The sequence below is a fragment of the Catenulispora subtropica genome, assembly GCF_039531675.1.
Taxonomy (GTDB): Bacteria; Actinomycetota; Actinomycetes; order Streptomycetales; family Catenulisporaceae; genus Catenulispora; species Catenulispora subtropica.
Genome location: NZ_BAAAQM010000035.1, coordinates 43,259 through 68,939 on the forward strand (window position 1 = coordinate 43,259; position 25,681 = coordinate 68,939).

The 25,681-nt window shown below is 72.1% G+C and carries 12 protein-coding genes; 2 read left to right on the forward strand and 10 right to left on the reverse strand.

Annotation, left to right across the window (positions count from 1 at the left end):
- Window positions 1–5: 5 nt before the first annotated feature.
- Genes ABD466_RS26860 through ABD466_RS26880 form a run of 5 tightly spaced genes read right to left on the reverse strand, consistent with a single transcriptional unit; the run spans window position 6 to window position 9,911 of the window.
- Window positions 6–4,619 (reverse strand): SDR family NAD(P)-dependent oxidoreductase, encoded by a 4,614-nt coding sequence (locus ABD466_RS26860; protein ID WP_344659958.1) that lies wholly within the window; start codon window positions 4,617–4,619, stop codon window positions 6–8.
- Window positions 4,620–4,628: 9 nt separating this feature from the next.
- Window positions 4,629–7,646, reverse strand: a complete 3,018-nt coding sequence (locus ABD466_RS26865) for a type I polyketide synthase (protein WP_344659959.1) — start codon at window positions 7,644–7,646, stop codon at window positions 4,629–4,631.
- Window positions 7,643–8,395, reverse strand: coding sequence for a thioesterase II family protein (locus ABD466_RS26870; protein ID WP_344659960.1), 753 nt, complete (start codon window positions 8,393–8,395; stop codon window positions 7,643–7,645). Before ABD466_RS26870 ends, ABD466_RS26865 begins: the two co-directional genes overlap by 4 nt.
- Entirely contained in the window at window positions 8,392–9,648 is a 1,257-nt protein-coding gene (locus tag ABD466_RS26875) for a cytochrome P450 (protein WP_344659961.1), read from the reverse strand. The genes ABD466_RS26870 and ABD466_RS26875 overlap by 4 nt, the downstream gene beginning before the upstream one ends.
- Window positions 9,645–9,911, reverse strand: coding sequence for a phosphopantetheine-binding protein (locus tag ABD466_RS26880; protein WP_344659962.1), 267 nt, complete (start codon window positions 9,909–9,911; stop codon window positions 9,645–9,647). The genes ABD466_RS26875 and ABD466_RS26880 overlap by 4 nt, the downstream gene beginning before the upstream one ends.
- Window positions 9,912–10,072: 161 nt before the next feature.
- On the opposite strand from ABD466_RS26880, the gene ABD466_RS26885 reads away from it, so the two are divergent.
- Window positions 10,073–10,732 carry an FMN-binding negative transcriptional regulator gene (locus tag ABD466_RS26885; RefSeq protein WP_344659963.1) on the forward strand — a complete coding sequence of 220 codons (660 nt, stop codon included), beginning with the start codon at window positions 10,073–10,075 and terminating at the stop codon, window positions 10,730–10,732.
- Complete coding sequence (ddaH, locus tag ABD466_RS26890) at window positions 10,732–11,541, forward strand: dimethylargininase (RefSeq protein ID WP_344659964.1); 810 nt, start codon at window positions 10,732–10,734, stop codon at window positions 11,539–11,541. The genes ABD466_RS26885 and ddaH overlap by 1 nt, the downstream gene beginning before the upstream one ends.
- A gap of 219 nt (window positions 11,542–11,760) precedes the next feature.
- On the opposite strand, the gene ABD466_RS26895 is transcribed toward ddaH, so the two are convergent.
- Genes ABD466_RS26895 through ABD466_RS26915 form a run of 5 tightly spaced genes read right to left on the reverse strand, consistent with a single transcriptional unit; the run spans window position 11,761 to window position 25,675 of the window.
- Window positions 11,761–12,522, reverse strand: coding sequence for an ABC transporter permease (locus ABD466_RS26895; protein WP_344659965.1), 762 nt, complete (start codon window positions 12,520–12,522; stop codon window positions 11,761–11,763).
- Window positions 12,519–13,457: an ATP-binding cassette domain-containing protein gene (locus tag ABD466_RS26900; protein ID WP_344659966.1), complete on the reverse strand. Its 939-nt coding sequence runs from the start codon at window positions 13,455–13,457 to the stop codon at window positions 12,519–12,521. Before ABD466_RS26900 ends, ABD466_RS26895 begins: the two co-directional genes overlap by 4 nt.
- A 42-nt stretch (window positions 13,458–13,499) precedes the next feature.
- Window positions 13,500–14,210 carry a thioesterase II family protein gene (locus ABD466_RS26905; RefSeq protein ID WP_344659967.1) on the reverse strand — a complete coding sequence of 237 codons (711 nt, stop codon included), beginning with the start codon at window positions 14,208–14,210 and terminating at the stop codon, window positions 13,500–13,502.
- 2 nt (window positions 14,211–14,212) lie between these two features.
- On the reverse strand, window positions 14,213–18,037 hold the full coding sequence (locus tag ABD466_RS26910; RefSeq protein ID WP_344659968.1) for an amino acid adenylation domain-containing protein: 3,825 nt from the start codon (window positions 18,035–18,037) through the stop codon (window positions 14,213–14,215).
- Window positions 18,038–18,043: 6 nt separating this feature from the next.
- Window positions 18,044–25,675, reverse strand: coding sequence for an amino acid adenylation domain-containing protein (locus ABD466_RS26915; RefSeq protein WP_344659969.1), 7,632 nt, complete (start codon window positions 25,673–25,675; stop codon window positions 18,044–18,046).
- Window positions 25,676–25,681 lie beyond the last annotated feature (6 nt).

The following is a 25,681-nucleotide window of genomic DNA, read 5'->3' on the forward strand; positions in this document are numbered from 1 at the left end:
CTCCCCTAGCCGAGCTCTTTGTCCAACAGCGCGAACAGCTCCCCGGCGGACGCCGAGCTGATCTGGTCGACGATCCCGGCCGGTGCGCCGTCACCCGCCATGGGGCGGATCCGGTTCTGCAGACGGCCCAGAAGCGCGAAGAGGGCATGCTTGTCCTCGTCGGTGAGGACGCCGGAGGCGTCCCGCAGCCGGGCGTCCAGGTCTTCGACCTCCTTGACGAGCAGGGCGGCCGGAGACGACGGCCCGTCCTCCGGGTCGGGGTTGGAGGCGGAGCCGAGACCGTCGTTCAGGAACCGGGCGACAGCGCCCGGAGTCGGGTGGTCGAACACGAGCGTGGCGGGCAGCTTCAGACCGGTGGCCTCGGCCAGCTTGTTGCGCAGCTCGAGCGCCATCAGCGAGTCGATGCCCAGATGCAGGAAGGCCACGGCGGGGTCGACGGCCGCTCCGTCGGCGTGGCCGAGGACGTGCGCGGTCTGGGCCCGGACGGCGTCGAGCAACGCGGCCTCGGCGTCGGCGGGCGGCAGCGATCTGACACGGTCCGCGAACCCGTTGCCGGTTGCGGTGGCAGTGGCAGTGGCAGTGGCAGTGGCAGATGATCCGATCAGGGCTCGAAGGAGCGGCGAGCGCGCGGGCCCGACATCGGACAGGCTCAACCGCGCGGGCATCAGGACCGGCTCGTTCAGCGTGATCGCCGCGTCGAACAGCGCCAGGCCCTCCCGCGACGCCAGCGCCGCGATGCCCTGCCGCCGCAGGCGCTGGAGATCCGCCTCAGCGAGTCCGGCGACCAGCTCGCCGCGCTCGGCCCAGAAGCCCCAGCACAGCGATTGCGCGGGCAGCCCCTCGGCGTGGCGAGCCTGCGCCAGCCCGTCGAGGAACGCGTTGGCCGCGGCGTAGTTGGCCTGTCCGGCGGTCCCGAGCACGCCGGCGACCGAGGAGAAGAGCACGAACGCGGTCAGGTCCAGGTCCTTGGTCAGCTCGTGCAGGTGCCGGGCGCCGTGCACCTTCGGCGCCAGCACCCGCTCCAGACGGTCCTCGGTCAGCGCCTCGACGACCCCGTCGTCGAGGGCGGCGGCGCAGTGGATCACCGCGGTCAGCGGATACTCGGGGGGCACCGCGCCGAGCAGTTCGGCGACGGGTTCCCGTTTCGTGACGTCACAGGCCACGATCTCGACGTGTGCTCCGGCCCCGGTCAGCTCCTCCAGCAGCGCGGCCGCCGCCGGGGCCGCGGGGCCGCGGCGGCCGGTCAGCACCAGGCGGCGCACGCCGTGCCGTCGCACGAGATGGCGCGCCAGCAACGCTCCCAGCGCACCGGTGCCGCCGGTGATCAGCACGGTTCCGGTTCCGAGGCCGGACCGGCGGCCGGGACGCGGACCGGCGACCCGGGCCAGCTGCGGGATCGTCACGGCCCCGGCCCGGATCCTGAGCTGGGGCTCCCCGGACGCGACGGCGGCCTGGAGGCGGGCGCGCGAGGCGGGGTGGTCGTCCGTGTCCACGAGCACGAACCGGCCCGGGTTCTCGGTCTGGGCGCTGCGGACGAAGCCCCACACCGCGGGCTCCGGCGTCACGATCACCAGGCGCTGGCCGGACACTCGTCCGTCCGCGAGCCATTCCTGGACCCGCCGCAGCACCGGAGGCAGGGCCTGTTCCGGCCCGGCGAGTCCTTCGAGGTCGAAGACGACGGCTTCGCCTTCGTCCGCCGTCGGCGCGGAGGAGACCTCCAAGGGGACCCAGTCCACTCGGAACAGCGAATCGTGGTGCGACGGCGCGTCGCGCACGGTGTTGTCGGACGGCGTGTCCAGCCAGAACCGCTGCCGTTGGAAGGCGTAAGTGGGCAGCTCGGCCCAGCGGCCGTGCCGACGGCCCGGGAACACCCTGTCCCAGTCCACCGCGACGCCCGCCACGAAGGCCTCAGCCGCCGATCGATACATCCGCGCCAGCGAGCCGTCGCCGCGCCGCAGCGATCCGACCGCGACCCCGGCCGCGCCCGGCGTCGTGTCGAGCATCTCCTGGACGGTGAACATGAGCAGCGGGTGCGGGCTGACCTCCACGAAGGCGCCGTGTCCCGCGTCGAGCAGGCTGCGCAGCGTGTCCTGGAACCGGACCGGCTCGCGGAGGTTGCGGAACCAGTAATCGGCGTCCAGCCGCGCGGTGTCGAGCAGCCCGCCGGTCACCGTCGAGAAGAACGCGACGGGAGCGGACGCAGGAGTGATCGTCCCCAGCGCCTCCCGCAGCGGTTCCCGGAACTGGTCCATGAGCGGCGAGTGTCCAGGGATGGACGCGGGGATCAGGCGCGCGCGGACACCCTCGAGCTCACAGGCCGTGACCAGCTCCTTGACCGCGACCGCCGACCCGGAGACCGTCGTCGAGCTCGGGCCGTTGACCGCGGCGATCGCGGCCTCGGAGCCCAGCTGTTCCATCAGCTCCCGGACCCGCTGTTCGGACATCACGATCCCGGCCATGCCGCCGTCCGGGGCGGCGGTGGCCAGCAGCCGCGAGCGCAGGGCCACGATCTTGGCCGCGTCGGCCCGCGTCAGGGCGCCGGCGACGCAGGCCGCTGCGATCTCGCCCTGGGAGTGTCCGACCACCGCGTCAGGGGTCACCCCCAGCGAGCGCCACACCTGTGCGAGCGACACCATCATCGCGAACAGCACGGGTTGGACGACGTCGATGCGGTCCAGATCGGCCGCCTCCGGTCCGCCGCACACGGTGTCGATCAGGGACCAGGACACCCACGGCGCCAAGTCGTCCGCACACGCGCGCATCTCGTCGGCGAACTCCGGGCAGGTCTCCCACAGCTCCCGGCCCATGCCCACCCACTGCCAGCCCTGGCCGGGGAACACGAACACCGTCTTGCCGACCGGACCGGCGGTCCCGGAGACGACACCGGGAACCGCGCCGATGAGGAAGTCGTCCTCTGAGGTGAGGGCGTCCAGGCCCGCGAGCAGTTCCTCCCGCTCCGAGCCGACCACGACGCGTCGGTGTTCGAACAGCGAGCGGGTCGCGATCAGGGCGTGGCCCACGTCGGCGACCGCCAGGTCCGGGTCGGCGGCCACGGCGTCCCGCAGCCGTACTGCCTGGGCTCGCGCCGCTTCCGGGGTCCGGCCGGACACCACCCAGGGCACCGGCGGCACTGGCGGCACCGGCGGCACTGGCGGCACTGGCGGCAACGGCACGGTCTCGGCGGCGGCACCGGTCTCGGCGCCCACCGCGGTCGCCGGCTCCTCAGGGGCCTGTTCGAGGATGAGGTGCGCGTTGGTGCCGCTGACCCCGAACGACGACACGCCGGCGCGGCGCGGGCGGCCCGGCGCGACCGGCCAGGGCCGGGCCTCGGTCAGCAGCTCGACCGCGCCCGAGGACCAGTCGACGTGCTTCGTCGGCCGGTCCGCGTGCAGGGTCCGGGGCAGCGTCCCGTGCCGCATGGCCATGACCATCTTGATGATGCCGCCGACCCCGGCCGCGGCCTGGGTGTGGCCGATGTTCGACTTCAGCGACCCCAGCCACAGCGGGCTGTCCGGATCCCGGCCCTGCCCGTAGGTCGCCAGCAGCGCGTCGGCTTCGATGGGGTCGCCGAGCACCGTTCCGGTGCCGTGCGCCTCCACCGCGTCCACGTCGCCGAGCACCAGGCCCGCGTCGGCCACCGCGGCCCGGATGACGCGCTCCTGCGCTCGGCCGTTGGGGGCGGTCAGCCCGTTCGACGCGCCGTCCTGGTTGATCGCCGAACCCCGGATCACCGCCCAGATCCGCCGGCCGTTGCGCCGCGCGTCCGCCAGCCGTTCCAGGACCAGGACCCCGGCGCCTTCGCCCCAGCCGGTGCCGTCGGCGGCCTCGGCGAACGCCTTGCACCGGCCGTCGGCGGCCAGGCCCCGCTGGCGGGCGACCTCCACGAACAGCCCCGGCGACGGAATCGCCGACACGCCGCCGGCCAGGGCCAGCGTGCACTCCCCGGACCGCAGGGACCGCACGGCCTGGTGCACGGCGACCAGCGACGACGAACACGCGGTGTCCACCGACACCGCCGGGCCCTCCAGGCCCAGCACATAGGCCACCCGCCCCGAGGCCACGCTGGTGTAGGTCCCGACGATGCCGAAGCCCTCCACGTCCGGGCCGTCCGCGCCGCCGAGGCCCAGCCGGGGGCCGTAGTCGACCCCGTAGACGCCGGTGAACACGCCGGTCGGGGTGCCGCGCAGCCCGGCCGGGTCGATGCCCGCGCGCTCCAGCGCCTCCCACGACGTCTCCAGCATCAGGCGCTGCTGCGGGTCCATCGCGAGCGCCTCGCGCGGGCTGATCCCGAAGAACGCCGCGTCGAAATCGGCGAGATCCGGCAGGAACCCGCCGGACCGGGTGCTCGTCTTGCCGCGCGCATCGGGATCCGGGTCGTAGAGGCCCTCCACGTCCCAGCCGCGGTCCACCGGGAACCCGCCGATGGCGTCGACGCCACCGGAGACCAGGTCCCACAGTCGTTCCGGGGAGGTCGCGCCTCCGGGAAAACGGCAGCCGACGCCCACGACCGCGACGGGTTCGCGGGTGGACTCCTCCAGCTCGCGGACCCGCTCGCGCAGCGCCTGCGCGTCGCTGACCGCGCGCCGCAGATATGACCGGAGCTTGTCGGCATCCTCCACCAGGGCCTCCTACACGTATCCGCGGTCGATCAGTGCATAGATTTCGTCGTCGCTGCGGTCTTCCAGCACGGGCTCGGGAGCCTCCGGTTCGAGGAGGGAGAAGATGTGGCGGCCGAGCGTGTGCGGAGTGGGATAGGAGAACGCGACGGTGGCCGACAGCCGCACTCCGACCGTTTTGGTGAGGCGGTTACGGAGCAACACCGCCATCGAGGAGTCGAAGCCCAGGTCCTTGAAGGTGTCGGTGGACCGGGCCACGAGGTCGGCGGCGGTCAGGCTCTTGTCCTTCCTGGCCAGGACCTCCGCCGCTTCGGCACACACCAACTCGACGGCCGACGACTCCGAAGCCGGCTTCACCGGGCCCGCGAGGCCGGTTTCGGCAGCGCTGTCGTCGGGTGCCGTCAGCCAATACCGCTGTCGTTGGAACGGATACGTCGGCAGGGCGATCCGGCGGGTCCGTTCCGAGGGGAGCACCGCTGCCCAGTCCACGGGTACGCCGCGGACGTGCAGTTCGGCCAGGGACGCCAGCACCTCGTGCGCGCTGCCGTCGTCCCGGTGAAGGGTGTCCGCGATGACGGGCTCGGAGGCCAGGGCGTCGGCGGTTTCCGCCATCGCGACCGCAAGCACCGGATGTGGGCTCACCTCCACGAACACACCGCCGCGCTCGCGCATCAGGTGTTCCATGACCTCGCCGAACCGCACCGTCGAGCGCAGATTGTCGTACCAGTAGGAGCCGTCGAGCGTGCGGGTGTCGAGCGCTGCGCCGGTGACGGTGCTGTGGAACTCCACAGCGCTCTCCCTGGGCACGACGTCCGAGGCGATGGCGAGCACCTGCTCACGAATACGTTCGACGTGGTGGGAGTGCGAGGCGTAGTCCACCTTGATCCGCCGGACCCGGACCCCGTCCGGCTCCGCCTGCGCGGCGAACTCCTCCAAGGCCTCGTCGTCCCCTGAGACCACCACCGACGCCGGGCCGTTGACCGCGGCCGCGGACAGCCGCCCGGACCACGCCTCCAGGCGGTCGCGGACCCAAGCGGGGTCCGCCGACACCGAGCTCATCCCGCCCGAGCCGGCCAGCTCGGTCAGCGCCCGGCTGCGTCCGGCGACGACGCGCGCCGCGTCTTGGAGGCTGAGGGCGCCCGCCACGCACGCGGCGGCGATCTCGCCCTGCGAGTGCCCCACCACGATGTCGGGGACCACGCCCAGCGCCTGCCAGACCCGGGCCAGGGACACCATCACCGCGAACAGGGCCGGCTGGACCACGTCCACCCGGTCCAGCGAGGCGGCCGTCGGCGCGCCGGTCACCACGTCCACGAGGGACCAGTCCGTCCACGGTGCCAAGGCGTCCGCGCACTCGTCGACCCCGCGCGCGAAGACCTCTGATTCCGCATAGAGCCGCCGTCCCATGCCGACCCATTGCGATCCCTGGCCGGGGAACACGAAGACGATCGGTCCGGCCGGGCCCGTGCCGGTGCCCCGCACGGCCAGGGCCGACTGTCCGCCGGCCGCGACCGCGTCCAGGCCGGCCAGCAGCTCGGCACGGTCGCCGTTCAGCACGACAGCCCGGTGTTCGAAAGACGACCTGGTCGTCACCAGCGAGTACGCGATGTCGGCGCAGGACGGCGACCCGTCCCCCGCGACCAGGTCCCGCAGTCGCGCGGCCTGGTCCCGCAGCGCCGCCTCCGAGCGCGCCGACAACACCCACGGCAGCATGGTGTCCGGGGAACCGGGGTCGGCGGGCTTGTCCGGTGCCTGTTCGAGGATCACGTGCGCGTTGGTGCCGCCCATCCCGAACGACGCCACCCCGGCCCGCCGGGGCCGCTCGGGTGTGCCCGGCCACGGCCGCACGGCCACGGGGACCTCGAAGTCCGTCTCGAAACCGGGGATGGCAGGGTTCGGAGACTCGAAGTTCACGCTGGGCACCAGCTCGGCACGGTCCACACACAGGGCCGCCTTCACCAGGCCGACGATGCCCGCGGCCGGTTCCAGATGCCCGACGTTCGTCTTCACCGAGCCGACCGTCAGGCGGCGGCTGCGGCCGGTCTCGCGGAACACCCGGCGCAGGCCGGAGATCTCGGCCGGATCACCGAGCCGGGTCCCGGTGCCGTGGGCCTCGATGTAGTCGATCCCCTCGAACGGGACGCCCGCGCGTTCCAGGGCGGACAGCAGGGTCGCCGCCTGCGCCTCGGAGCTGGGGTCCGGCATCCGGGAGGACGCGCCTCCGCTGCCGACGGCCCAGCCGCGGATCGTCGTATAGACGTGGTCGCCGTCGGCGACGGCGTGGTCGAGCCGCTTCAACAGGACGAAGCCGCCGCCTTCCCCGCGGACGAATCCGCTGGCCCGCCCGTCGAAGGTGAAGCAGCGGCCGTCGGGCGAGAGCGCGCCCAGGTTCGCCAAGCCCAGGCCCGACCCCGGATCGACGATGAGCTGCACGCCGCCGACCAGCGCCATGTCGGCTGCTCCGGCGCGGATCCGGTCGCAGCCGAGGGCCAGGGCCACCAGGGAGGAGGACTGGCCGGAGTCGGCACAGAAGCTCATGCCGCGCAGATCGAACAGGCCTGATATCCGGTTGGCGATCAGCGTCCCGCTCGAGCCGAGGGCCGCATAGTGGTCGTCCCGGTCGCTGCCGGACAGCCTGCGCAGCATGTCGTAGCCGGAGGACCCGGCGCCGACCAGGACGTCGACGGCACGGCCGGCGAGCACCGAGGCCGGCAGGCGGGCGTCCTCGACCGCTTCCCAGGCCAGTTCCAGGCCCAGACGCTGCACGGGATCCATCGCGGCCGCCTCGGCGGGCGAGATCTCGAAGAAACGGGCGTCGAACCCGTCGACGGACTCGAAGAACGAGCCCGTGGTCAGGGTGGCGGCGTCCGGATGGAGCGCGGGGTTCCAGCCGCCCGCCTCCCGGTGCTCGGGGAACCGGCCGACGGTCGTCCGGCCGTCGCGCAGCAGCTGCCAGAACTCTTCCACGCCGGCGACGCCGGGGAAGCGGCACGACATTCCGATGACGGCGACATCCAGGGCCCCACTCATGCGAACCCCAACACCCCCAGCAGCGTTGCGGGCGCTGCCATGAAGTCGTAGTGACCGCCGTCGACGACCTGGAAGTCGACCGAATCCGCGTAGCGGCGCCAGCCCTGCAGCCGGTCCAGGCTCACTTCGGGGTCGTCGCGCCAGTGCAGGACGACGATCGGGCAGCCCAGCGGGGCCGGCTCGGCGCGGCGGTAGGCGCGAGCGGCGGCCTGGTCCTGGAGCAGGACGTGCAGGCCGACGTCGACCATGTCCCGCCGGGGCTCGATCCCGCGGCCGCGGATGAACGCCTCCAGCTCGCCGCGCAGTTCGGGCTCGGACATGGTGAGCATCCGGTCGCCGGCGTCGTCGTGCGGGGCCGGCTGGCCGGACACGAAGAAGCGGTCCGGCCGGGGCAGTCCGCGCTCGGCGAGCAGGACCGCGGCCTCGTAGGCGGGCAGGGCGCCGGCGCAGTGCCCGAAGAAGGCGTAGGGCCGGTCCAGGTGCGGTTCCAGGGCTTCGGCCAGAGCGGCGGCGAGGTCCTCGTAGGTGCCGTAGTGGGCTTCGGCCAGGCGGTTCTCGCGGCCGGGGAACTGCACCGGGCAGACCTCGACATCGCCGATCGCGGCGGGCCAGGCACTGAACGCCGAAGCGCCGCTGCCTGAGAAGGGGAAGCAGAACAGGCGTGCCGGGCGGTCCGTGGACAACGGCCGGACCAGCCACGGCGAGGACGCGGCGGTGCCTGGGGCGGTCGTGGCGGAACCGGGTGTCATAGTGTCTTCCGCCTCCGGGCGACGACGGGCAGGTGGGTCATGCCGGCGATGAAGTAGGACCGCAGGTGCTGCGGCTCGCCGTCCAGCTCGATCGACTCGAAGCGCTGGAGCAGCTCGGTGAAGAAGATCCGCAGGGTCATGCGGGCCAGCGGCGCGCCGATGCAGTAGTGCGGGCCGAAGCCGAAGGCGACGTGGCGGTTCTCGCGTCGGGTGACGTCGAACCGGTGCGGGTCGGGGAACTGGGTCGCGTCCCGGTTGGCCGAGCCGATCCAGGCCACGGTGGCGCCGCCGGCCGGGATGGTGCCGCCGCCGATCTCGATGTCGCCGGTCGCGTAGCGCATGAAGTTGCAGGCCGCCGAGGTCCAGCGCAGCGCTTCCTCCGCCAGGGAGGGCATCAGGGTCGGATCGGCCTGGGCCTTGGCGAACTGGTCGGGCTGCTCGATGAGGGTGAGAACGGTGCCGGAGACGGTGTGCGGGGTCGTCACGTTGGCGCCGAGCAGCAGGCTGTAGCCGTCGAGGGCGATCTCCTCGTCGGTGAGCGGAGCGTCCCCGGCGCGGACGGACATCAGGTGGTCGAGGAGGCTGCCGTCTGCGGTGCCGTCGCCACCGGCCGCACGCCGGCCCTTGACCCAGTCGCGGACGTAGGTGACGAGTTCGTGGTGCGAGATGGCCAGTGTCGCCTCCCGGCTGCCGTGCTGGAAGTGCGGGTCGGAGGGGGCGGTGACCATGGCGGTGAGCTGGACGAGTTCGTCCCAGTCCCGTTCGGGGATCCCCATGAGCGGGCCGGCCACGATCATCGGCAGCCGCAGGGCCTTCTCGGCGAGGTCCCAGGTACCGCCGTCGAGGGCGGGCTCCAGGAAGCGCACGATGGACCGCCGGATCGTCTCCTCCCAGGACGCCACCGCGCGCGGCGTGAGTCTGGTGCCGATCGCCCGGCGGACCTGCGTGTGCCGCGGCGGGTCGGTGGAGGTCATCAGCGTGCCCGCGGCGACGTCGTCCTCGCCGAGGTGGGTGACCACGGTGCCGCGCTCGGAGGTGAACTCCCGGTGGTCGCCGAGGACGCGGCAGACGTCGTCGTAGCGCGTCACCGACCAGAACTCGCGGCCGTCGGGCAGGACCTGGTGGTGCAGCGGCGCCTCGGCCCGCATCACGTCCCAGATCGGGTGCGGGTCGCCCGAGGTGTAGAGGTCGAGGTCGAACAGGTCGACGCGATCGAGGTCGACGGCGCGCGCCGGGCCCGGGGCCAGCCTCACCGCTGCGCCCTGTCGCGCTCGATCAGCTCCGCGACCCGGGCCGGCGTCTGGGCCAGGTAGAAGGAGCGCACCGACAGCTCGACACCGTAGACCTCGGAGATCCGCTCGATGACCTTGATCCCGATCAGCGAGTTGCCGCCGAGCCCGAAGAAGTCGTCGTCGGCCCCGACCTCGCACCCGTCAAGGTGTTCGGACCACAGGGCCGCGACCTCTTGCACAAGCGACGTCGGCGCGCTAACAGGAGCGGCTTGCGGCTCAGTCACCTCATGTCCTTTCCGCTGTCCCGCCGGCGAGACAAAACCATCGCTCGGCCGCCACGAGTCTCCCCCGCCGCGGATATGCATGGCTATATCCCTGAGACTGTGGCTAACCTCCACTCCTGGATCCCACCAGGATTCTTTTTCACCGAGGGGTGTGATTTCAGGTGTATGTTCCCAGCCATTACGCCGAACCAAGCGGCACATGGATGGCCGACCTGGTCCGCGACAATCCGCTGGCGTTGGCGGTGACCAACGGCACCGACGAGGCCGGGCCGTTCGCCACCCATCTGCCCGTGATTCCCGATCCGGCCACCGGCGAGACACTCGGCGACCTCGCCCCGGGCACCGTCCTGCTCGGACACATGAACCGTGCGAATCCCCACTGGAAATCACTGCGCACAGGTGATCTCATCCTTCTGGCATTCACCGGCCCGCACGCATATGTCTCGCCGACGGTCTACGAGATGACACCGGCCGCACCCACGTGGAACTTCACTTCGGTCCACGTCCGCGGGACGGTGCAGACGCTGGAGGCCGGCGAGGAGACCCTGGCCGTGGTCCGCGCGACGGCCCGCATGTTCGAGGCCCGCTTCGGCGCCGGCTGGGACCAGACGGAGTCGGTCGGCTATTTCCGCGAGATCGTCGCCGGCGTCGGCGCGTTCCGCGTCACCGTCACCGCCGCCGAGGGCATGTTCAAGCTCAGCCAGGAGCAGCCCGCCGACGTCCGCGACCGGGTCCGCCGCTCCTTCGGCGCCCAGGAGTGCACGCGCCGGCGCGCGGTCGCCGATCTGATGGCCCGGCTCCCCGAGGACCAGAAGGGCTGATGACCATGTCCACGACACCCCGCAGCTACCTGATGTGCCGCCCCACGTACTTCGACGTCACCTACTCGATCAACCCCTGGATGCACCCCGACCGGCCCACCTCGACCCAGACGGCGCTGTCCCAGTGGAAGCTGCTGTTCGAGACCTTCGCCGCCCTCGGCCATGACGTCCACCTGATCGAGCCCGAACCGGGACTGCCGGACATGGTCTTCGCCGCCAACGGCGCCATCGTCATCGACAACAAGGTGCTGGTGGCCAGGTTCCGCCACCCTCAGCGCGTCGACGAGTCCGAGGCCTTCCAGGCGTGGTTCACGACCGGCGGATGGTCCACGGTGCGGCAGGCCGAGTTCATCAACGAAGGCGAGGGCGACTTCCTGTTCACCGGCCACGAGATCCTGGCCGGCAGCGGCTTCCGCAGCGACCTGCGGGCGCATGAGGAGGTCGCGGAGTTCTTCGGGTATCCGGTCGTCAGCCTGGAGCTGGTCGACCCGCGGTTCTACCACTTGGACACGGCGCTCGCGGTGCTTGACGTCGGCGAGATCATGTACAACCCGCGGGCGTTCTCCCAGCGGAGCCGGGCGGAGTTGGCGGAGCGGTTTCCGGACGCGATTCTCGCGGGGGAGGCTGACGCCGCGGCGTTCGGGCTGAACGCGTTGTCGGATGGGGTGAACGTGGTGCTGCCGCAGGCGGCTACCGGGCTGGCTGCGCAGCTGCGGGAGCGCGGGTACCAGCCGGTCGGGGTGGAGCTGACGGAGATGTTGAAGTCGGGGGGCAGTGTGAAGTGCTGCACGTTGGAGTTGCGGCGGTGAAGGTGAAGGGTGGCGGTGGAGGCGGCCGACCTGTGGATCTTGAAGGCTTGATACGACCTTCGGCCGTGGTGTCCGGGTGCGTTGGCGGCTGGCGGCAGCGTGGAGCTGCGGATGATGGCCGAAGGCGTATCAAGCCGTAAAACCCACCCCGAACCAGAGACAACACCGAGCCGCCCCGGTGATCCCATCACCGCGGCGGCTCAGCCGTGCTCCAGAACCTCAAGCCCGCTTGTTGAACGTCGAGATCGACCACACGTAGCCCACCACGACGAACCCCACGCACCACGCGATCGCCGACGTCGTATGGCTCGCCGACGGATGCCCCGTCAGGAACCCGCGGATCGACTCGATGATCGGCGTGAACGGCTGGTACTCCGCGAACTGCTTCACGCCGGTCTTCATCGTGGCGGCCGGCACGAACGCGCTGCTCAGGAAGGGCAGCATGATGAGCGGCACGGTGGCCAGGCCCGCGCTCTCCGCGGTCTTGGCCGCGAGGCCGACGGCCACCGTGAGCCAGGTGACCGCGAAGGCGAGCAGGGTCATGACGCCGATCGCGGCGAGCCACTGGAGGGCGTCGGCGTGGGGGCGGAAGCCGATGGCGAAGCCGACGCCGATGATGGCCGCGTCGGCGACCAGGCTGCGGACCGTGGTGGCGACCACGTGCCCTGCCAGGACCGCGCCGCGGGCCACGTCCATGGCCTTGAAGCGGTTGATGACGCCGGTCGTCATGTCGCCGTTCACCGCCGCGGCGGTCGGCGCCATGCCGTAGTGGATGGCCATCACCGTCAGGCCGGGGACCGCGTAGTCCACGTAGGCGCCGGAGACTTTGAAGGCCCCGCCGAATATGTAGACGAACATCAGCATCATCACGACCGGGAACAGGATCGCGTTGAACACCGTGACCGGGTTGCGGGCCGTGTGTTTGAAGTTGCGGCGGAGCATGATCGCCGAATCGCCGAACGTTTTCGCGACTGCGCTCATGATGCGAGGACCTCCGTGCCGGCGTGCCCGGTCAGGGCGAAGAAGACGTCGTCCAGGTCCGGGGTGTGGACCGAGAACTCCTCGGCGTCGAGGCCGGCCTCGTCGAGCCGGTCGAGCAGCTCGCGCAGGGACCGCGAACGGCCGTCGCTGGGCACCCGCAGGGCCAGCTCCTCCTCGTCGCGGGTGGCGCCGGGCCACAGGCGCGCGGCCGAGTCGAGGTCGGCGGGGGTGGCGAAGCGGAGGCGGACGTGGGTGCCGCCGACCTGGCGCTTGAGCTCCGCCGGGGTGCCCTGGGCGACCAGGCGGCCCTGGTCGAGGACCGCGACGTGGTCGGCGAGGTGGTCGGCCTCCTCCAGGTACTGCGTGGTGAGGAAGATGGTGGTGCCGCCGGCCACCAGCTCGCGGACGATCTCCCACATCGTGCGGCGGCTGCGCGGATCCAGGCCGGTGGTGGGCTCGTCCAGGAAGACGATCTCCGGGTCGCCGACCAGGGTCATGGCCAGGTCCAGCTTGCGGCGCATGCCGCCGGAGTAGGTCGAGACCAGCTTGGCCGCGGCCTCGGTCAGGTCGAACCGCTCCAGCAGCCCGTCCACGACCCGGGCCGCGCCGGGGGTCCGCTTCAGATCGGCCATCATCCGCAGGTTCTCGCGGCCGGTCAGCAGCTCGTCCACGGCGGCGAACTGGCCGGTCACGCCGATGGCCGAGCGCACCTTCTTAGTCTGGGTCACCACGTCGAACCCGGCGACGCTGACCGTCCCGGCGTCCGCCTTCATCAGCGTCGCCAGGATGTTCACCGTCGTCGTCTTGCCCGCCCCGTTCGGGCCGAGCATGGAGAACACCGATCCGGAGGCCACCTCGAAATCGATGCCGTCGAGCACGGCCTTGTCTCCGAACGCTTTCCGCAACCCGGAGGCCGCGATAGCCGTACTTGTCACGCCTGCACCACCATCCACCTTTTACTCAGGAGAGAACTGTCATCAGGGACCAGACACGGACGCCGCCTCGATCACCTCCAGGACCTCTCGCGCCGAATCGACCAGGTACATGTGGTCGCCGGGCAGCTCGACGTAGGTGAACCCCTCGGTCGTCGCCTTGACCCACTCCTGGGCCTGATCGGCGCTCACCAGGCCGTCCGAGGCGCCGCGCAGGGAGCAGATCGGCACGGTCACCGGCTCGTCGGTGCTGGGGACGTAGTTCTCGTGCATCTCGCAGTCGGCCTGGAGCACCGGCAGGATCAGGTCCCGCATCTCCGGGTGGTAGAGGGCCTCGTGCCGGAAACCGGCGAACTCCTCGACCCTCTCCAGGAACTCCTCGTCCGGAAGCCCGGACGCGCGCCGCTCGCGCTGGGTCCACGGCCCCGGTGACCCGCTCACGACCAGCCGCTCGACGGGAACGCCGCGCACGGTGAGCAGGTGCACCAGCTCGTAGGCGAGCACCGCGCCGAGGCTGTGCCCGAACAGCACGACCCGCGGTGCCCCGCCGACGTCCTCGGCGACGGCGTCGACCGAGTCCTCGGCGGCCTGCACGACGTTCCGATACGGCTCCTCCAGCAACCGCTTCTCGCGGCCGGGGAGCTCGACCGCCGTCACCCGCCACCGGTCGCCGGCCAGCGCCCGCCACGGGTGGAAGAACGACGGGCCGGCGCCCGCGAACGGGACGCACAGCAGCACGGCACGGTCCTGATCCATGGTCACTCCCCCGCCAGCTTGCGGCAGATCACGTCGAAGACCTCGGCCACCGGCGCCGGCATGTTCATCTCGTGGTGGGTGGCGTGCACGTCGTGCACTTCGATGGAGCCCCGGACGTAGGGGCGCCACAGGTGCCCGTAGAGCTCGTCCTTGTCCGTGGCGCTGAAGAACAGCACGTCGCCGTTGTAAACCGGGGACTCGAAGGTCATCATGCAGCGCATGTTGTTGGCCAGGACCTTCGCCATGGTGTCCAGGAAGTCCACCTGGTTGTCCGTGCCGATGTACTGGCCGAAGAACTCCTCCAGCTCCTGGCGGTAGTCCGAGAGCTGCTTCTCGGCGTGGGTCTTGGTGAACCCCTGCCCGCCGGGATGCGAGTCCAGGATGGCCGCGAGCGCGACGCCCTGCCCCCGCCGGTCGAGCTCGGCCGCGACGGCCTGCACGAGGGTGCCGCCGTAGGACCAGCCGATGAGATGGTAAGGACCCTCCGGCTGGATCTTCTGCATCTCCGCGATGTAGTCCTCGACCATCTCCTGCACCGAGCCGGCGAGCGGGGTGACCCCGTCGGAGCCCCGGGATTGCAGGGAGTAGGCCGGCCAGTCCGGCACGTGCGGCACGAAGCCGAAGTAGGCCCAGCCCAGCCCGCCGCCTCCGTGGAAGAACCACAGCGGCGGATTGCCGTTGCCGGGGTCGGCGTTCAGCGGCAGCACCACGGCGAACGGGTCGGCGTCCTGCACGGGGATGCCGCCGATGAGCACCAGCGCCGCCAGCTCGGCCACCGTGGGGTACTTGATGATGGTCCGCAGCGGGATGTCGACGTCGAACTGCTTGCGGATGCGGACGCTGAGCCGGGTGGCGAGCAGCGAGTGTCCGCCGAGGGCGAAGAAGTTGTCGTCGATACCGATCCGCTCGCGGCCGAGCAGTTCGCCGAACAGGACGCACAGCTTCTCTTCGTGGGCGTTGCGCGGCTCCCGGAGCACCCCGGCGTCGGCGTCCTCGGAAGGCAGCGCGCGCCGGTCGACCTTCCCGTTCGGGTTCAGCGGGATCTGCGCGAGCGAGATCAGCGAGACGGGCACCATGTATTCCGGGAGCCGTCCGCGCAGGTGCTGCATGAGCACCTCCACGTCCACGCCGGCGGAGTCAGCGGAGTCGGCGGCGCCGGCCTTGGGCACGTAGTAGCCCACGATGCGCTTGTCGCCGTCCTGGTTCTCCCGCACGATGACCGCGGCCTGCGCCACCGCCGGATGCCCGGCCAGCACGTTCTCGATTTCGCCCAGCTCGATCCGGTAACCCCGCACCTTCACCTGGTGGTCGGTGCGCGCGACATACTCCAGCTGACCGCCGCGGTTCCACCGCGCCATGTCGCCGGTGCGGTACATCCGCGCGCCGGCCGGCCCGAACGGGCAGGCCACGAACCGCTCGGCGGTCAGGTCCGGCCGGCCCTGGTAGCCGCGCGCCACGCCGTCTCCGGCGATGTACACCTCGCCCTGGACACCGCGCGGCACCGGGCGCAGGCGTGCGTCGAGCACATACACCTGGGTGTTCCCGATCGGCGTCCCGATCGGCGGCGTGCCGGCGCCCACCTTGATCGGCGCCATGGTCGACCAGGTCGTGGTCTCGGTCGGGCCGTACCAGTTGCCCGCCTCGGCGGCCTGTTCGGCCAGGGCCTCGGCCAGCCGCACCGGCACGGCCTCGGCGCCGGTGATGATCCGCAGGCCCTGGGCGGCGTTCGGTTCGCGGGTCAGCAGCATCTGCCAGAACGCGGGTACAGCCTGGACCACGGTGACCCCGTGGCGCCGGATCAGTGCCGCCACGGCCGACGGGTCGGTGACGGTGTCCTTGTCCGCGATCACCATCGTCGCGCCGGCGACGAACGGCAGGAACAACTCGGTGTTGGCCATGTCGAACGACGGCGTGGTGCTGAACAGCATCCGGTCCGCCGGCGTCAGCGGGAGCCGGCGCTGGGCGCCGGCGATGAAGTTCGCGAGCGCGCCACGCGGCACATTCACGCCCTTCGGAGTCCCCGTGGAACCCGAGGTGTAGATGACGTACTGGGTGTTCTCGGGCCGGGCCACCACGTCGGGCGCCGTCTGCGGGTACTTCGACACGTCCGCGCCTTCCAGCGTGTCCTCGTCCAGCACCAGCACGGGCTTGGCGTGGTCGAGGACGTAGTCGGTCCGGGACCGAGGATGGTCCGGGTCGACGGGGACGTAGGCACCGCCGGCCTTCAGCACCGCGATGAGCGTGACCACCAGCTCCGCGGTCCGCGGCAGGCACACGGCCACCAGGGTCTCGGGCCGCACTCCGCGATCGACGAGCCAGTGCGCCAGCCGGTTCGACCGGGTGTCCAGGTCCTGATAGGTCAGCGTCTCCTCGTCGCTGATGACGGCCACGGCGTCGGGCGCCGCGCGCACGCGGCGGCCGACCGCCGCCACCCAGCCCCCGTCCAAGGACGGCTCGGCGGTGTCGTTCACCTCGACCAGCAGCCGTTCCCGCTCCCCCGCGACCAGCACGTCGACATCGGCGACGCACAGGCCCGGATCGGCGCAGACCTGCTCCAGGACCCGCAGGAACCGGGCGGCCATGGCCTCGACCGTGTCCCGGTCGAACAGCCGGGTCGCGTATTGGACGTCGCCGCGCAGCGTCCCCGTGCCGTCCAGCACCATGCTGAAGTACAGGTCGACCTGGGTGGTCGAGGTGAGGGCCTGCTGGAACTCCACGTCGAGACCGGCCAGTCGCAGGCTCTGGCCGTCGTGGTTCTGCAGGCCCAGCATCACCTGGAACAGCGGCCGGTACGCGGCGGACCGGTCCGGGTTGAGCTGCTCGACCAGCAGGTCGAAGGGCACGTCCTGGTGCTCGTAGGCGGCCAGCGAGGTGTCGCGCACCCGGGACAGCACCTCGCCGAAGGCCGGGTCGCCGGACAGGTCGACCCGCAGCACCAGGTTGTTGACGAAGCACCCGATCAGGTCGGCCAGCGCCTCGTCGGTCCGCCCGGCGATCGGGGTGCCGATCGGCACGTCCTGCCCGGCGCCGAGCCGGCTCAGCAGGACGGCCAGGGCGGCGTGCAGCACCATCGACAGGGTCGTGCCGCGCTCGGCGGCGAGCTTCTGCAGCGCCGCCGCCACTTCCGGCGCCGCCTCGAAGCCGACCGTGTCGCCGTCCGAACTCACCTCCGCCGGGCGCGGGCGGTCCAGGGGCAGGTCCAACGGCTGCGGCACGCCGGCCAGCTGCTCACGCCAGTACTCGATCTGGGTCGCGCCGAGGCTGTCCGGGTCGGCGAGGTCGCCGAGCACCTCGCGCTGCCAGAGCGTGTAGTCCCCGTACTGCGCGGGAAGCGGCTCCCACTCCGGCGCGCGGCCTTCGAGGCGGGCGCTGTAGGCGGCGGCCAGGTCGCGGACCAGCGGGGCGCTGGAGCTGCCGTCGGAGGCGATGTGGTGGATGACCACGACCAGCACGTGCTCAGTCGGCGAGCAGCGCACCAGGGTCGTCCGCACCGGGATGTCGGCCGCCAGGTCGAAGACGTGGGCGACGGCCGCGTCGACGGCGGCGGAGGCCGTCTCGGAAGTCGCCTCGACGACGGGGACCCGCACCTGGCCGGCCGCCTCCGGCATCGGCAGGATCCGCGCCCCGGGCTCGCCGTCGTCGTCGGTCACGTAGACGGTGCGCAGGATCTCGTGCCGCTCGACGACGTCGCCGAGCGCGGCGGTCAGCGCGTCCCGGTCCAGCGCCCCGGTCAGCCGGAACGCCGCGGTCATGTTCCAGGTCTCCGAGCCGCCTTCCAGCTGGTGCAGGAACCAGGTGCGGCGTTGTGCGTATGACAGCGGGATCATGGGTTCTCAGTCCTTTGCGGCCAACTTGCGCAGGCTGGGGCGGGCGGGGCGGCCCGCGGCGGGCGCCTCCTGCGACCACGCGGCGAGCCCGGCCACCGTCGGCTGGTCGAAGATCGTGCGGATCGGGATCTCGATCCCCAGGTCGGCACGGGCGCGGCTGATCAGCCGGGTGGCTGTCAGCGAGTGCCCGCCGAGGGCGAAGAAGCTGTCGTCGACACCGACCCGGTCCACGCCGAGGATCTCGGAGAACAGCTGCGCGAGGACGTGCTCGCGGGGGGTGCTCGGGGCGCGGTAGGCGGCACCGCGGTATTCGGGCTCGGGCAGCGCGGCCCGGTCGAGCTTGCCGTTCGGCGTCAGCGGGAGCCGGTCCAGCAGCATGACGGCGGCCGGGACCATGTACTCGGGCAGCCTCTCGCCGACGAACCGGCGGAGATCCTCGGGACCGGTCCGGTCCGCGGTCACGACATAGGCGGCGAGCTGTTTCCCGGTCGCGGACTCCCAGGCGACGACGACCGCCTGGGCGACCGCGGGATGCGCGGCGAGCGCCGCCTCGACCTCGCCGGGCTCGACGCGGAAGCCGCGGACCTTGACCTGGGTGTCCACCCGGCCCAGATATTCGAGCTCGCCTTCGCTGCTCCAGCGGGCCAGGTCCCCGGTGCGGTACATGCGGGAGCCGGGCGGGCCGAAGGGGTCGGCGACGAAGCGGTCGGCGGTCAGGGCGGGGCGTCCGTGGTAGCCGCGACCGATCCGGCCGCCGACGTAGAGCTCGCCGGTCGCACCCGGGGGGACCAGGTCCAGGCCGGGGCCGAGGATGTAGGTCCGCATGTCGCCCAGCGGAGTGCCGACGGGCACGCTGCCCGCGCCGCCGGGAAGGGCGCGGGAGGCGGTGAACGTCGTGGCGTAGAACGACTCGCTCTGCCCGTAGGCGTTGACGATCTGGACGTCGGGGAACGCCTCCCGCGTCTTCGCGGCGAGCGAGGCGGGCAGCGCCTCGCCGGCGAAGACGACCGTCCGCACACTCGTGCGGCCGGAGATCCGGTCGAGGATCTCGGCGAAGGCCGACGGAACGGTGGAGACGACGCTGCCGCTCCAGCTGTCCCGCTCGCCCAGGACCAGGACGTCGCGGACCACTTCCACGACACCGCCGGTGGCCAGGGTGGTGAAGATCTCGAACGCCGAGACGTCGAAGTTGACCGAGGTGCCGGCCAGAGTCCGTCCGCCCGGTGCGAAGCCCATGCGGGCGGCGAGGTGGACGACGCCGTTGACCACGGTGGCGTGGGTGATGGCGACGCCCTTCGGCGTGCCGGTCGAGCCGGACGTGTACATGACATAAGCGAGCTGATGGGCGTGGCACCGCACGTCGGGACCGGGATCGTCTCCGGACAGGTCGAGCTTGTCGAGGAAGACGTCCGGGACATCGTGCGGGGGCAGCGCCTCGACGGTCGCCGAGTCCGTCAGGACCAACCACGGCCGGGCCTGTTCAAGGATGGCCCGGAGCCGGTGGCCGGGGTACTTGGGGTCGACCGGCAGATAGGCGCCTCCGGCCTTCAGGATCGCGAGCAGGCCGACCACCAGGTCCGCCGACCGCGGCAGGGACAGCGCGACCAGCGACTCCGGGGCCACGCCGCGCAAGGCCAGCTCGCGCGCCAGGCGGTCGGCCCGGCGGTTCAGCTCGCGGTAGGTGAGCGAGGTGGCGTCGTCGACGACGGCGAGGGCGTCCGGCGTGAGCGCGGCCTGCGCCTCGACGAGTCCCGGAACGGTGGGGTCGGGAAGCGCGACGGCCGCGGTACCGACGGCCTGGACCAGCAGCCGGTCGCGTTCGGCCGGCTCGAGGACGTCGAGCCGGGCGGTCGTCAGCCCCGGGTCGTCGGCGAGCCGGCGCAGGATCCTGACGAGGCGGGCCGCGTGCCGCTCGACGGCTTCACGGTCGAAGACGCCTTCGGCGTACTGAAGGGTGAGCTGGAGATGCGGGTCCGCAGCCGCCATCAGGACCAGGGGGTAGTTCGTGCCCGTCGAGGGACGCAGGCCGGTCAGGGCGATGCCGCCCGCGGCGTCGGCGGCGGAGGCCAGGCCCTGCTGGTCCACCGGGTAGGACTCGAAGACGACGATCGTGTCGAACAGGGACTGGAGGCCGACGGCCTGCTGGATCTCGGTGAGGCCGTAGTAGTGGTGGTCCAGGAGGGCGGCCTGCCGGCTCTGGAGACCGGTGAGGACTTCGGCGAGAGTGTCGCCGGGCTTGTGGGCGACGCGCACCGGAACGGTGTTGATGAACATGCCGACGATGGACTCGACGTCCGGCACCGCGGGCGGCCGCCCGGAGACCGTGGCCCCGAACACGACGTCCTGGCGTCCGGTGAGCTGGCCGAGCAGCAGCGCCCAGGCGCCTTGGACCAGGGTGTTGACGGTGAGGCCGGACTCGGTGGCGCTGCGGCTGAGCTCCTGGGCCAAGGCGGGGTCCAGTGCGACGATGACCTCGCCTCGGCCCCGGTCGTCACCGCCGACGGCGAGAAGGGTCGGCTCCTGGAGCCCTTCGAGCTCTGACGCCCAGACGCGGGCGGACTCGTCATGGTCCTGCCGGGCGCGCCAGGACAGGAACTCGCCGAAGTCGCGGACCCCGGGCAGGCCGGCCGGGCCGCCGTCGGCGGCGTAGAGCAGCAGCAGGTCCTGGATCAGCAACGGCGTGGACCAGCCGTCGAAGAGCACGTGGTGCGTGGTGAGCACCAGGTCGGTGCGGCCGGGCTCGAGGTCTGCCAGGGCCAGGCGGATCAGCGGCGCGGTGCCGGCGTCGAAGTGGGCGGCGCGGTCCTGGGCGAGGAACCGCTCGTGGGTCTCGGTCCGCTCCGCCTCGGTGACCCGCCTCAGGTCGAGATGCCGCCACGGCAGCGGCACCGTCTCCGGGATCACCTGCACGCGCTGGCCGTCGGCGCGGTCGACGAACGCCGCCCTCAGGCCCGGGTGCCGGTCGAGCAGAGCCTGCCCGGCGCGCCGCATGCGTTCCGCATCGACCTCGCCGGACAGGTGGAACACCAGCTGGACGTGGTACGGGTCGAACGAGCCCCCGGCCAGCGCGGTGTGGAACAGCATCCCGTTCTGGGCCGGGGTCACCGGCCAGATCCCGGCCAGCCGGCCGAACCGGGCCTCCCAGGCGTCGATCTCCGTCTGGCCGACGCCGACCAGCGGCGCGTCCGACGGAGTCAGACCGCCGGCGTCCCCGGTCCCGGCGTGGCGGACCAGGCCGGTGAGCGCCTGGACCCAGAGCTCTGCCAGCTCCGTGACCTCGTCGCGGCCCAGGACACCGGTGGGGAAGCCGAAGTAGGCGGTCAGCTCCTCGCCGACGGCCACCGCGTTGATCTCCAATGCGGAGAGCACGGGCATGTCGGCGTCGGGTGCGGCGAGCAGGTCCTGGTGCCTGGTGTCCGGAGCCCAGCCCAGACCGGGCGGAACGTCCGCGGCCGAAGCGCGGCCGAGGTAGTTGAATCCGATCTGCGGTTCCGGACGGCCGGCCAGCGCGGAGGCGGTCTCAGGGTTGAGATACCGGAGCAGCCCGTAGCCGATGCCGTTGTCGGGCACGGCGCGCAGCTGCTCCTTGACGGCCTTGACCGCGCGCCCGGCACTCGGGCCACCGGCGAAGGCGTCCGCGAGGTCGACGTCGCCGAGGTCCAGGCGCACCGGGTACATGGCGGTGAACCAGCCGAGCGTGCCGGACAGGTCGGCACCGGGCACCGCCTGCTCCTGACGGCCGTGTCCTTCCAGGCGGATCAAGGTCGAGGCCTCAGGCCGCCCCCGCCAACGGGCCACCGCCAGAGCCAGTGCGGCGAGCAGCACGTCGTCGGCGCCGCCGCGGAAGAGCGCGGGCACGACGTCCAACGCGGCACGCGTCACCTCCGGCGGCACGGTGACGCGCACCGTCTCCACGGTGGCGGCGACATCGCGCGCCGGATCCAGCGCCCGCGCCCCCAGCGGCGGGTCTTCGGGTTCGAGGATCCGCTGCCACAGCGGCAGTTCCGCGGCGCGGTCCGGGGCCGCCTCGACCAGGGCGTGGGCCCACCGTCGCCACGAGGTGCCCGGTACGGCGCGCGCCGGCTCGCCGCCCCGGACCTCCTGCCAGGCCGCGACCAGGTCCGGCACCAGGATCCGCCACGACACGCCGTCGACGACCAGGTGGTGCAGCACGATCAGCAGCCGGTCCGGCTCATCCGGCTCGCCGGTGAACCACACGAACTGCGCCATGACACCCGCGTCGGGGTCCAGACGTCCGGCGGCGGCGTCGAGTTCGGCGGCCGCCTCGCCGTCGCCGGTGACTTCCCGGAGGAGCGGACCGGCGTCGACGGTGCCGGGCGGCCCGATCCACAGGCCCGGCCGTTTCCGATCGAGCCGGGAGCGCAGCACGTCGTGACGGTCCAGGACCTTCTGGAGTGTCGCGATCAGGCTGCTGCGGTCCACCTCGGCGGGCAGCGTCAGCATCGCGGACATGCAGAAGCGGCCGAGGCCGCCGCCGAGGGCGAGGACGTGCGCGGCGGTCGGCGGCAGCGGGCTCCAGCCCCGGCCGCCGCCCGGAAGCTCGGCCAGGACCGGGAGGTCCGCCTCGCCCCGGCCCTCGACCAGTTCCGCGAGCCGGGCGACGGTGCGGTGTTCGAAGATCTCCCGGGCGCTGACCACGACGCCGCGTGCCTTGGCCCGCGCCACGACCTGGATGGAGCGGATGCTGTCGCCGCCGCTGACGAAGAAGTCGTCGTCGACGCCGATCGGGTGGTGGTCGAGGACGTCCGCGTAGACCTCGGCCAGGACCTGCTCGGCGGCGCTGCGCGGCGCCCGGAACGCGGAACCGGGGAACTCGGGCTCGGGCAGTGCGGCCCGGTCCAGCTTCCCGGTCGCGGTGAGCGGCAGGCCGTCCAGCGTCACGAACAGCGCGGGCACCATGTAGTCCGGCAGCTGCCCGGCCAGGAACCGCCGCAGCTCGGCCGGAGACGCGCCAGGGCCCGTCGGCGCCGTGTAACAGACCAGTCGCCGGTTTCCGGCCTGGTCGGTCCGCACGGTGACCGCGGCCTGGCCGACCGCCGGGTGGCGGGTGATCGCGGCTTCGATCTCGGTGGGGTCGACGCGGATACCGTTGATCTTGGTCTGGGTGTCGGCGCGCCCGGCGTAGCGGAGCTGACCGTCGCGCCCCCACTGGGCCAGGTCGCCCGTGCGGTACATGCGGGCGCCGGGCGGGCCGAAGGGGCAGGCCACGAAGCGTTCGGCGGTCGTCGCGGGGCTGTTCAGGTAGCCGCGGGCCAGCAGGCCGGTGACGTAGAGCTCGCCGACGACGCCCGGCGGCACCGGGGCCAGCTCCGGGCCGAGGACGTGGACCCGCATATTGGCCAGCGGCCGCCCGATGGGTATCGCCCCCGTGTCAGACCACTGCGGCGGAAGGGCGAAGGTCGTCGCGTAGAAGCTCTCGGTCTGGCCGTAGGCGTTGACGACCCGGACGCCGGGCAGCGCGGCCCGCGTCTTGTCCACCAGGTCCGCCGACAGCGCCTCCCCGGCGAAGATCACGGTCTGGACGTCGAGGGCGGTGCCGCCGTCGAGCAGTGCGGAGAACACCGTCGGCACGGCGCTGACCGTGGTGCCGGACCAGCCGTCGCGCTCGGCGAGTTCGAGCACGTCGCGGACCACCTCGACGACGGCCCCGGTGGACAGCGCGGTGAAGATCTCGAACACGGAGACGTCGAAGTTCACGGAGGTCGCGGCGAGCACGCGGGAGCCCGTACCGACCTGTGCGACGTTTCGCAGATCCCGCACTCCGTTGACGACGGCACGGTGCGTGATGGCCACGCCCTTGGGGGTTCCGGTGGACCCCGACGTGAACATCACGTAGGCCAGGTGGTCCGGCCGCAGGCCGTCGTCCCACGAAGCAGCGTCAGAGGCGTCAGAGTCTTCGAGACGGTGACCGAGGTCGAGCTCGTCGAGGGCGGTCAGGACCAGCGCCGGGGCAGCGGTGGTCAGCAGCAGCTCCAGCCGCGCGGCCGGGTGCGTCGGGTCGATCGGCAGGAAAGCCCCGCCGGCTTTGAGCACGCCGAGCAACGCGACCATCAGGTCCGCCGACCGCGGCACCGCCACGGCCACCAGCACGTCCGGCCCGACCCCGCGTGCGCGCAACGCCGCTGCCACCCGGCCGGCGCGCGCGTCCAACTCCCGATATGTCAGTCGGACCGGCCCCGCCACGACGGCGATCGCGTCCGGAGTCCGCCTCGCCTGCTCGGCGACGATCTCCGGCACCGTCGCGTCGGGCAGCGTCGTCGAGGTCTGGCTCGCTTCCGCCAGGCGGTCCCGTTCGGCGTCGGAGAGCACGTCGACCCGGCCGATGCGCATCGCGGGATCGGCGACCACCTGACGCAGCACCCGCACGTAGCGGTCGACGATGCTCTGCGCCGTGGGGGCGTCGAAGAGTTCGGTGGCGTACTCCAGCCGCCCGTACGCGCGGCCGGACCCGTCCGGGATGATGTTGAAGAAGAGGTCGAACTTCGCCGTCTCCGTCCCCGCGGGAACGGGTGTGACCCGCAGGTCCGGCATCTCGATCCCCGGCCACACGAACTGCCAGGCCAGCATCACCTGGAACAGCGGCGAGTAGGCGGTGGAGCGGTCCGGGTTCAGCAGCTCCACCAGCCGCTCGAACGGGATGTCCTGGTTGTCGTACGCGGCCAGCGCCTTGTCCCGCACCTGGTCCAGCAGGTCGGCGAAGGCCGGGTTCCCAGCCAGGCGGACGCGCAGGACGTAGGTGTTGGCGAAGAAGCCGATGAGCTCGCTGAGCTGCTCGTCGGCGCGGCCCTCGATGGGACTGCCGACGGTCAGGTCGTCCCCGCCTCCGAGGTGGTGCAGGAGCACCGCGAGCGCGGCCTGGGCCGCCATCGGCGGCGTCGCGCCGTGCCGCGCGGCCAGTTCGCCGAGGCCGGCGAGCAGGTCGGGCTCCAGCTCGAAGGAGACGTGGCCGCCGTGGTGCCCGGCCACCGTCGGGCGCGGCCGGTCCAGCGGCAGCTGCACCGGCTGCGGCACGCCGTCCAGCTCCGCGCGCCAGTGCGCCAGCTGCGCCGCCGCGACGCTGTCCGGGTCCGCTTCGTCGCCGAGGACCTCACGCTGCCACAGCGTGTAGTCCTGGTACTGCACCGGCAGCGGCTTCCAGTCCGGCGCGGTGCCGCTATGGCGCGCCGAGTACGCCGCCACCAGGTCGTTCAGGAACGGCGCCATCGACGCGCCGTCGGAGGCGATGTGGTGGAACACGAACACCAGCACGTGGTCCCGCGGCGCGACGCGCAGGACCACGGCGCGCCAGGGCAGCGCGGTGTCCAGGTCGAAGCCTTCGCACGCGATCTCGTGGACCGCGGCGTCGACCGCCTCCGGCGCCACCTCGACGATCCGGATCGCGGGATCAGCCTCCTGGGACGTCAGGATCCGCTGCTCGGGCGTGCCGTCCGCGTTCTCGACGATCAGGGTGCGCAGGGTCTCGTGCCGCTCGACGACGTCCGCCACCGCCGCGGCCAGGGCCTTGGTGTCCAGCGGCCCGTCCAGGCGCATCACGAACGGGATGTTGTAGGTGGCGGACCGGCCTTCGAGGCGGTGCAGGAACCACAGCCGCCGCTGGGCGAAGGACAAGGGGATCATCGGGTG